The organism is Arthrobacter agilis, assembly GCF_002953615.1.
In the GTDB taxonomy this organism is placed as follows: Bacteria; Actinomycetota; Actinomycetes; order Actinomycetales; family Micrococcaceae; genus Arthrobacter_D; species Arthrobacter_D agilis_B.
This window is the reverse complement of sequence record NZ_CP024915.1, coordinates 2,220,829-2,229,257: the sequence shown is the minus strand read 5'-3', so window position 1 is coordinate 2,229,257 and position 8,429 is coordinate 2,220,829. Positions and strand designations below refer to the sequence as shown.

The following is an 8,429-nucleotide window of genomic DNA, read 5'->3' as shown; positions in this document are numbered from 1 at the left end:
TCATCCGGCACTCCCGCGGCCAGCGGGCCGTGAGCATCACGACGCTCAGCGTCACCCTGTTCATCGAGGTCGTGATGCTCCTCGCCGCGCCCGCGGAGGGGACGCACGCCGTGAGGCTCGGCGGGTGGGAGCCACCCTTCGGCATCGTGCTCGTGGTGGACCAGTTCTCCGCCCTGATGCTCGTGGTGTCGTCCGCCGTCAGTCTCTCGGTGCTCATCTACGCCACGGGCCAGGGGATGTCCGACGGCGACGAGGACGGACCGGTGTCGATCTTCCACCCCACCTACCTGATCCTCGTGGCCGGGGTGTCCAACGCGTTCCTCACCGGTGACCTCTTCAACCTGTACGTGGGGTTCGAGATCCTCCTCACCGCGAGCTACGTCCTGATGACCCTGGGCGGCACGGCACCGCGCATCCGCGCAGGGGTGACGTACGTCGTCGTCAGCGTGGTGTCATCGATGCTCTTCCTGATCGCCATCGCGATGATCTACGGGGCGACCGGCACGATCACCATGGCGGACCTCGCCGTGAAACTGGAGACCGTGGACCCGGCGACGCAGATGGTGCTCCACCTCATGCTGCTCGTGGCGTTCGGCATCAAGGCCGCGGTCTTCCCGCTCTCCTTCTGGCTCCCGGACTCCTACCCCACAGCGCCGGCACCCGTGACCGCCGTGTTCGCCGGCCTGCTGACCAAGGTGGGCGTCTATGCCATGGTCCGCGTCGAGACCCTGCTCTTCCCGGGCGACCGCATCAACTCCCTCCTGATGGTGGTCGCGCTGCTGACCATGGTGGTGGGGATCCTCGGAGCGCTGGCCCAGGCGGAGATCAAGAGGCTCCTGTCCTTCACGCTCGTCAGCCACATCGGGTACATGGTCTTCGGGCTCGCCATCTCGACGCGGGTGGGCCTCGGAGCGGCGGTCTACTACGTGGCGCACCACATCACGGTGCAGACGAGCCTCTTCCTCGTCACGGGCCTGATCGAGCGCCGGGGCGGGACGGCCAACATGGACCGGCTCGGCGGGCTGGCGAAGCTGTCACCGCTCCTCGGGATCCTCTTCTTCCTCCCGGCCATGAACCTCGCCGGCATCCCGCCGTTCTCCGGTTTCCTCGGCAAGCTCGGACTCATCCAGGCGGGAGTGGCCCTCGGGACGCCCCTGGCGTACGTGCTGGTGGCCGGCGGAGTGCTCACCAGCCTGCTGACGCTCCTGGTCATGGCGCGGGTCTGGAACAGGGCGTTCTGGCGCAGCCCGGCGGACGCGGAGGACCCGGATCCGATCCTGCTCGCCAGCAAGGCCGACGGCTCCAGCGTGGGTACCTCCCGCCATGTGACGGGCGAGGACACGGGACGGTTCGCGGGCAAGGACCCCGTGACGCTGCTCCCGGGCACCATGACCGGTCCCACGATCGGGCTCGTGGCACTCGGGCTCGCCCTCACGTTCCTGGCAGGGCCGCTGTTCACGCTCAGCGACGACGCGGCCTCCGAGATGCTCGAGCGCACACCCTACATCGAGGCCGTCCTCGGGCCGGGGGCGGACGGATGAGCCGCCAGCGCATCCCCCTCATCACCGAACTCCCGCTCGTCGTCTGGCTCGTCCTCGTCTGGGGGGCGCTCTGGCAGGACTTCGGTCCCGGGAACCTCGTCTTCGGGGCGATCATCGCGTACGGGATCGTCAACTTCTTCTACCTGCCCCCGGTGGAGCTGACGGGCCGCTTCAACGTGCTCTGGCTCCTGCCGTTCATCGGCCGGTTCCTCCTCCAGCTCGTGTCCGCGAGCGTGCAGGTGTTCTGGCTCGCCATCAGCAAGGGGCCGTCCCTCCGGAATGCGGTCGTGGCCGTGGAGCTCCGGAGCCACTCGGACTTCCTCGTCACGGCGACAGGTCACGCGATCTCGCTCATCCCCGGGTCCCTCGTCCTCGAGGTGGACCGCTCCACCTCGACGCTCTACCTGCACTGCCTCGACGTCGAGACGGAAGAGCATGCGGAGGCGGTGCGAGCGCCGAGGTCCTCGCGACGGAGGCATGGCTCATCCGCATCATGGGGAGCCGGGCCGATCTCGCCGCGCTCCGGTCCGAGGAGGCACAGCGATGACGGCGGTCATATATGTTGTCGGCGGAATACTCTCCGTCGCGGCCGTCCTGGCCGTGTACCGGGCGGTCCGCGGTCCGTCGATCCTCGACCGGGTCCTCGCCCTCGACGTGATCGTCGCGATCATCGGCGCGGCACTGGTGCTGAACATGGTGGTGAACCAGCATCTCGACAACCTGGTCCTGCTCGTCGCGGTCTCGCTGATCGGGTTCATCGGGTCCGTCACGGTGGCGCGGTTCGTCACGGACAGGAAGTAGCGCCATGGTCGACGTCGTCGTGTCCGTCCTCCTGATCGGCGGAGCCCTCATGTCCCTGGCCGCGGGAATCGGCCTCGTGCGCTTCCCGGACCTGCTCTCGCGGATGCACGCAGCCACCAAGCCGCAGGTCCTCGGTCTCCTGCTCTTCCTCCTGGCGCTCGCGGTCGACTCCCGGAGCTGGGCCCTGGTCCCGCTCCTGGTGCTGTGCTGGGTGTTCCAGCTGCTCACGAGCCCGGTGTCCGCGCACATGGTCGGCCGGGCGGGCTACCGCACGCGGCACCTCCGGCGCGACCTCCTCACCCTCGACGAGCTCGACGACGTCGTGGCGCATGCCGCGGGGGACCCGGCGCACCCCGGGTCCCGCCGCTCACCCGACGCACCCGTCGAACGGGACGACGACGCTTCCTGAGCAGCCGGGACGGGCTGCCCGGTGTCCGGTCGTCCCGCCGGACCGATACCTCCGGCACCCGGAGGCCCCGGTGGCGATGCTTCGGTACCGGAAGGTAAGGTTGCTTCATATCGACGGGTCGACACGACAGTGCAGGGTGGTGGAATGGACGAGCAGCGGAACGCCGTGGTCATCGAGGACGACGCCGACATCCGCCAGCTCCTCGTGATCGTCCTGTCCTCACGGGGTTTCACGGTGCACGAGGCCGTGACCGGCGCCGAGGGGGAGCGCCTCGTGGAGACCGTCGACCCGCAGCTCGTCACACTCGATCTGAACCTCCCGGACTCGGACGGCATCGATGTCTGCGCCCACCTCAGGGTCGGCTCGGACGCCCACATCCTCACGATCTCCGCGCGGCCTCCACAGCTCACGGAGGAACAGTGCCTGGCCGCAGGGTCGAACCACTTCATGGCCAAGCCCTTCAGCCCACGGCTCCTCGGCGCGTACCTCGACGGTGTCTTCCCCCGGGCGAGCGCCGCCTGACCGGACGTCCCAGGCCCGCGTCGGGGCTTCGGCGGAGGACCCCCCCGCCGGGACGTCGGTCGACCATGGCGGCGTCCCGCTCCCGCAGGATGTCAGGAGATGCGGGCCCGCCAGTCCTCGGGCACACGCCCTGCCGGTCCGGGCACCGGCTGGTCCGAGGGGTGGCTGGTCGGCGCGGCGAGCGGGCGGCCCTCGACGAACTCCTGGACGCGGTAGTCCCAGAACCAGTCCTCGCCCGGTTCGAAGGACATGACCACCGGATGCAGGGTGTCGGCGGCATGCGCGGAGGCGTGCCGGCCGGGTGAGCTGTCACAGCAGCCCACATGCCCGCAGGCGGCGCAGCGGCGGAGGTGGACCCACCAGCCGCCCGAGTCCCCGCATTCCTTGCAGCCGGTACCCGAGGGGTGTGCATTGGTGTCGATGGCGTCCGTCATGGCCGTCTCCTGTCGTGGGGTCGTGCAGGGGGAAATCCGCCGGGTGCGCCGAAGGCCCCGGCGGCATCGTCCGGCCGCGCTGCCGCGGCCACGAATCCGTCCGGACGCACGAGGTAGAGCATGCCGGGCCTGAGCGGGGTCGCCCCGACCGTGGGGAAGACGTGGAGGGGCAGGTCGAGGTCCTCCGCGGCGGCGCGCGCCCGCCGTACCGCGGTGTCGTCCGGCGCGTACAGGTGCAGCTGCCAGGCAGCGGCGCGCAGCGCATCGAAGTTCGACCCGGTCCAGTGCAGGCGCCGCCCCACGACGGCGTCCCGTCGTCCGGGCCGGTTCCCTCCGTCCATCCGGTAGTGGATGCGGATCTGGCCGAGGTAGCCCACGAGGCGCCGTCCGACCGGCAGGCGGGGGAGGAGTGCCACGCCGAGGGGCAGGACGATCCGCGGTGCGTACCTCCGCACGAGCCCCACCGCTGCCGAGCGGGACGTGACGCCGCGGAACACGAGGTCCGTGGTCTTCAGGAGACGCACGGCCACGGGTCGGCGCTCGGTCTCGTAGCGGTCGAGGAGCGTGGCGGGCGCGCGCCCGGAGATGACGTCGTCGAGCTTGAAGGCGAGGTTGTGGGCGTCCTGCAGTCCCGTGTTCATGCCCTGCGCGCCGACAGGGGAATGGACGTGGGCCGCATCGCCGGCGAGGAGCACGGCGCCGATGCGGAAGCGCGCGGCGATCCTGTGGTGGACGCGGTAGGTGGAGAACCAGCGGGAGTCCTCGTAGGTGACCCCGAACGTCTCCGCCATCCGCCGCCGGGCGAAGGCCTCGGTGATGGCGGCCGCGTCGTCGCCGGCGACTCCGATGAGCCGCTGGCCGTTCCTGCCGCCGTGCGACCGCATGGGGAAGGCGAGGAGGAACTCGGCGGCACCCTGCCGGATGTTGACGGAGGCGGGGGCGAGTCCGCTGACGCCGAGCGCATCCACGAGGTAGAAGGTCTGCCTGCTGGTGGTGCCCTCGAACGCCGTACCGGTCGAGGTGCGGACGGTCGACGACGCCCCGTCGCACCCGACGGCGAAGCGCGCCCGGAGGGACGAGGAGCCGCCGGGCCCGTCGACGACGGCGAGGACGCCGCCGTCCACCTGCTGCAGCGACGAGACCCGGTGCTTCCACCGGACGGACCCTCCGATCGCGCCGAGGTTGTCGGCGAGGATGCGCTCGTTGGCGCTCTGCTCCAGGATGTACATCCCGGGGTAGGGCGTGAGTCCGCGCCCCAGCCCTGTCAGCGGGATGGGCGCGAACGATCGGCGCTCGAAACCCTGCCGCAGGGATTCGGCACGGACGGCCTCCGCGAGCACGCGGTCGACGACGCCGAGCTGGTCGTAGATCTCCATGGACCGCGAATGGACGCCCAGGGCCCTGGATTCACGCGTGGGGCCGTCCTTGCCGTCGAGCAGCGCGACGTCGTGGCCCAGGGTCACCAGCCAGTTCGCCAGCATCAGGCCGGTGGGACCCGCGCCGACCACGAGGACGTCCACGGCCTCCCGGCCGGTCCCGTCCTCCGCCGTGGTCATCGCCCGGACCGCCGGTTCAGCGGTCGAGCGTCGTGCAGACGCAGGCCCGGTTGCCCTCTGCATCTGCCAGGACGGTGAACGACGGCGCTGCGGCGTCGTCGACCACGGTGCCCCCGGCGGCGACCGCTGCGGCGATGCGTGCTTCCGCCGCGTCGTGCGGCACCCAGACGTCGAGGTGGAAGCGCTGCCGCGGCGTCTCGTGCGCCCCGGTGTGCTGGAACCAGAGCAGGGGCACGCGCCCGGTCGGGTCGACGACGTCGTCCCCGGCCACGGCGTGTGCATCGCCGGTCAGCAGGGCGGCCCAGAACGGGCCGATGGCCGTCGGGTCGGCGGTGTCGAGGGCGAGTTCGACGACGGTGGGCGCTGCCGGATCGGCACTGATGCCCCGCCGTCCCGCCAGGTCGCTGATCCGCCGGGCGAGGTCGACATCGCGTCCCGTCACGCCGGAGGCGTCGTGGCTGACGAGTGTCAGATCGACATGGGGGTAGGCCAGGGCGATGTCCGGATGGTGGCCGGCCGCCTCCGCCAGTTCACCGACTCCCGAGACGAAGGCCAGGCCGGTGGTGAAGTCCCCGGTCAGGAACCGGGCGTGCAGGGCCTGCGGCAGCTTCCGCCAGTCGTCGAGGCCGGCGTCGAGGATCTCCTGCGTGCTGAGGATGGTCATGCCGCCAGTATGTCGCGGGCGCGCGGGGAGGGGAAGAGAAGGTGCCGGACCGCTGCCGGACACCTTCGGGAGGCATCCGGCAGCGGTCCGACCGGGCACCGGGCCCGGTATCGATCGGGTACCTGCCGATCGGGTACCTAGAGTGCCCCGCCCGTCGTCCGGTTCTTGTCGAGGAGCGGATCGTCCAGGACGTCGGCGGTCCTGCCGGGCTCACCGGCTCCTGTTCCCGACCCCTCGGTGGAGACGCCATCATCGACCGGAACGAGTGTCTCCGCGCCGTGGGGCGAGAGGCCGTCGTCCGCGCCGGTGTACACCTCCGCGGCGCCGCCGTCCGCGGGCGTGATGGTGGCGTCGGGCGTGGTGTCCCCGGTCGGTGCCTGGCTCTTCTTCCCGGCGGCGACACCGGCTGCTGCTGCGGCAGCGGCCAGGCCGATACCGGCTGCGACCTTGCCGGAGACCCCGGCCTTGCCGCTGTCGCCACGGGACGCGGCGGCAGCCTCCACACCGGGCTCTCCGGCAACCGTGCCGGAGCCCACCGATCCCCGCCAGGCTCCGGTGGCATAGCCTTCGTCCTCGATGAACGCCTTGAACCGTTCCAGGTCGCCCTCGGCCTGGTTCTCCACGACGTTGAGCTTGTCGCCGATCTTCTCGACCAGGCCCTCGGGCTCGTACTCGAGCACCAGGTGGACCTGGGTCTGCCCGCCCCCGACGTCCTCGAACGACACCGAACCGGCATTCGTCGCGCCCTCGGTCGCGGCCCACGACACCCTGGCGTCCGGCACCTGCTCGAGGATCCTCGCTTCCCACTGCCGGCGGATCCCGCCGATCTCCACCACCCAGTTCAGGCGCTCCTCGTCGAGCTGCGTGACGGATCTGACGCCGCCCATGAAATGGGGGAACTCCTCGAACTGGGTCCACTGGTTGTAGGCCACGCTGAGGGGTACGTTGACGAGAATCCGCTTTTCCACCTTCGTGCTCATGGCATCTCCTTCGGTTGGTCCGTGACATGACAGACAGGGATGACTGCCCATCCCACATTCATAAGCACGCTTAGCGTAACGTCAGGGCCCGCGGATTGGCGAGGGCCGGGGCCCGGAGAGCAGCCGGCGTCGCGCTGGTCGCACGCATCGGACGGAATCATGCAATCAGTGAGAATCACAACGATCGGCGCTGTGGGATGCTAGTACTATCTGATGATGCTGAAACCCTCGACGCCGGCGTCGGTCCCGTCCGGGCTTTTTCGCGTCCCGTTGGCCGTTGCGGCCTCCTTCACCGTCCTCACCATCGGAACGGCCGTGGGCTTCGGGCTGCCCCTGCGCGACCCGGACGGCTTCCTGGGTCCCAGCTATGTCCGCCTCCCCGCGATCCTCGCGCTGATGGTCCTCGCCGACGTCGCCCCACGGACGCTGCTGAGGCGACCTTCCGTCCGCACCATGCATCGAGTCGCGGCGATCGAGTTCCATCGCCGCTGGCCCGTGTCACGGCTCGTGGTGACAGCCATGGGGCTGCTCACGTTCTACCTCGCGTACGTCTCGTACCGGAACATGAAGAGCTTCCTGCCGTTCGTCCGCGATCGGGTGGCGGATCCCCTCCTGCAGACGAGCGACCGATGGCTCACGGGCGGGCACCACCCGGGCGACGTGCTGCAGCAGATCCTCGGGACCGGGGTCAGCGCGCATGTCCTGTCGAGTGTGTACGTGTCCTACCTGATCTTCGTCCCGATGTCCGTCGCTGCGGCCCTCGTCTGGTCCCGGCAGCTGTCACAGGGCGCGTGGTACGTCGCCGCGCTGTCGTTCAACTGGATCCTCGGTGCGGCGAGCTACTACGCGATTCCCTCCCTCGGCCCGATCTTCGTCGAGCGGACCCACTTCACGGACCTGCCCCGCACGGCAGTCACTGATCTCGGGGAATCCCTGTACCGGAGCCGGGTGCGCGTCCTCGCCGATCCGCACGCCACGCAGTCGGTCCACGGCATCGCGGCCTTCGCCTCGCTCCACGTCTCCGTGGTCTTCACCGCGGCCCTGGTGGCGCACCTGATCCGCCTGCCGGTCGTCCTGCGGGCGATCCTCTGGACGTACCTCCTGCTCACCGCCCTCGCCACCGTCTACTTCGGGTGGCACTACCTCGTCGACGTGATCGCCGGCTTCGCCCTGGGCGCGCTCGCGACGTGGCTGGCATGGCAGGCGACCCGACCGCGCAGGCTCCTTCGCGACCTCCCGGTCGTCGAGGAGACGAAGGTACCCGCCTGAGGCCTCCGTCGCCGCTCGCGGCCTCGAAGCACCCTCGGGCGTGCGGCCGGCTGCAGGACGGACCCTCCGCGGGAGGCCGGAATTTGACTCCCGGTTCCGCACGGTTCAGGGTTTTATGTCAGTCCCAGTCCTCCACCCACGCGATCGCCGCGGCATCCCTGCATGCCCGCGGCCGCGGAAGGAACATCCACCCCATGCAGAACTCCGCATCCTCGGCGCCGCCCTCCACCCAGCACGCCGCTGGAGACTCCAG

9 protein-coding genes and 1 pseudogene are annotated in these 8,429 nt (G+C 70.2%); 6 read left to right on the top strand and 4 right to left on the bottom strand.

All coding sequences use genetic code 11. The features are described from left to right. Positions 1 to 2 precede the first annotated feature (2 nt). From CVO76_RS10885 to CVO76_RS10865, 5 genes and pseudogenes are all read left to right on the top strand, one after another. A complete protein-coding gene (locus CVO76_RS10885; RefSeq protein ID WP_432206095.1) occupies positions 3 to 1,541 on the top strand; it encodes a Na+/H+ antiporter subunit D in 1,539 nt (512 codons plus the stop codon). After that, positions 1,538 to 2,088: pseudogene (locus CVO76_RS10880) on the top strand (Na+/H+ antiporter subunit E). The gene CVO76_RS10885 and the pseudogene CVO76_RS10880 overlap by 4 nt, the downstream one beginning before the upstream one ends. Next, on the top strand, positions 2,085 to 2,342 hold the full coding sequence (locus tag CVO76_RS10875) for a monovalent cation/H+ antiporter complex subunit F (protein ID WP_133081323.1): 258 nt from the start codon (positions 2,085 to 2,087) through the stop codon (positions 2,340 to 2,342). Before CVO76_RS10880 ends, CVO76_RS10875 begins: the two are co-directional and overlap by 4 nt. Positions 2,343 to 2,346: 4 nt before the next feature. Next, positions 2,347 to 2,751: a monovalent cation/H(+) antiporter subunit G gene (mnhG, locus tag CVO76_RS10870; protein WP_208739250.1), complete on the top strand. Its 405-nt coding sequence runs from the start codon at positions 2,347 to 2,349 to the stop codon at positions 2,749 to 2,751. A 144-nt stretch (positions 2,752 to 2,895) separates the two neighbouring features. Continuing rightward, positions 2,896 to 3,273: a response regulator transcription factor gene (locus CVO76_RS10865; protein ID WP_133081321.1), complete on the top strand. Its 378-nt coding sequence runs from the start codon at positions 2,896 to 2,898 to the stop codon at positions 3,271 to 3,273. Positions 3,274 to 3,365: 92 nt separating this feature from the next. On the opposite strand, the gene CVO76_RS10860 is transcribed toward CVO76_RS10865, so the two are convergent. The 4 genes from CVO76_RS10860 to CVO76_RS10845 all read right to left on the bottom strand — a co-directional run bounded on the left by CVO76_RS10860 (position 3,366) and on the right by CVO76_RS10845 (position 6,907). Further along, on the bottom strand, positions 3,366 to 3,707 hold the full coding sequence (locus CVO76_RS10860) for a UBP-type zinc finger domain-containing protein (protein ID WP_208739249.1): 342 nt from the start codon (positions 3,705 to 3,707) through the stop codon (positions 3,366 to 3,368). Beyond that, entirely contained in the window at positions 3,704 to 5,263 is a 1,560-nt protein-coding gene (locus CVO76_RS10855) for an FAD-dependent monooxygenase (RefSeq protein ID WP_208739248.1), read from the bottom strand. The genes CVO76_RS10860 and CVO76_RS10855 overlap by 4 nt, the downstream gene beginning before the upstream one ends. A gap of 16 nt (positions 5,264 to 5,279) precedes the next feature. Further along, entirely contained in the window at positions 5,280 to 5,927 is a 648-nt protein-coding gene (locus CVO76_RS10850; RefSeq protein WP_208739247.1) for a 4a-hydroxytetrahydrobiopterin dehydratase, read from the bottom strand. A 137-nt stretch (positions 5,928 to 6,064) separates the two neighbouring features. Beyond that, entirely contained in the window at positions 6,065 to 6,907 is an 843-nt protein-coding gene (locus tag CVO76_RS10845; RefSeq protein ID WP_208739246.1) for an SRPBCC family protein, read from the bottom strand. 216 nt (positions 6,908 to 7,123) lie between these two features. Here CVO76_RS10845 and CVO76_RS10840 point away from each other — a divergent pair, with 216 nt between their 5' ends. After that, positions 7,124 to 8,176 (top strand): phosphatase PAP2 family protein, encoded by a 1,053-nt coding sequence (locus tag CVO76_RS10840; RefSeq protein ID WP_208739245.1) that lies wholly within the window; start codon positions 7,124 to 7,126, stop codon positions 8,174 to 8,176. Positions 8,177 to 8,429 lie beyond the last annotated feature (253 nt).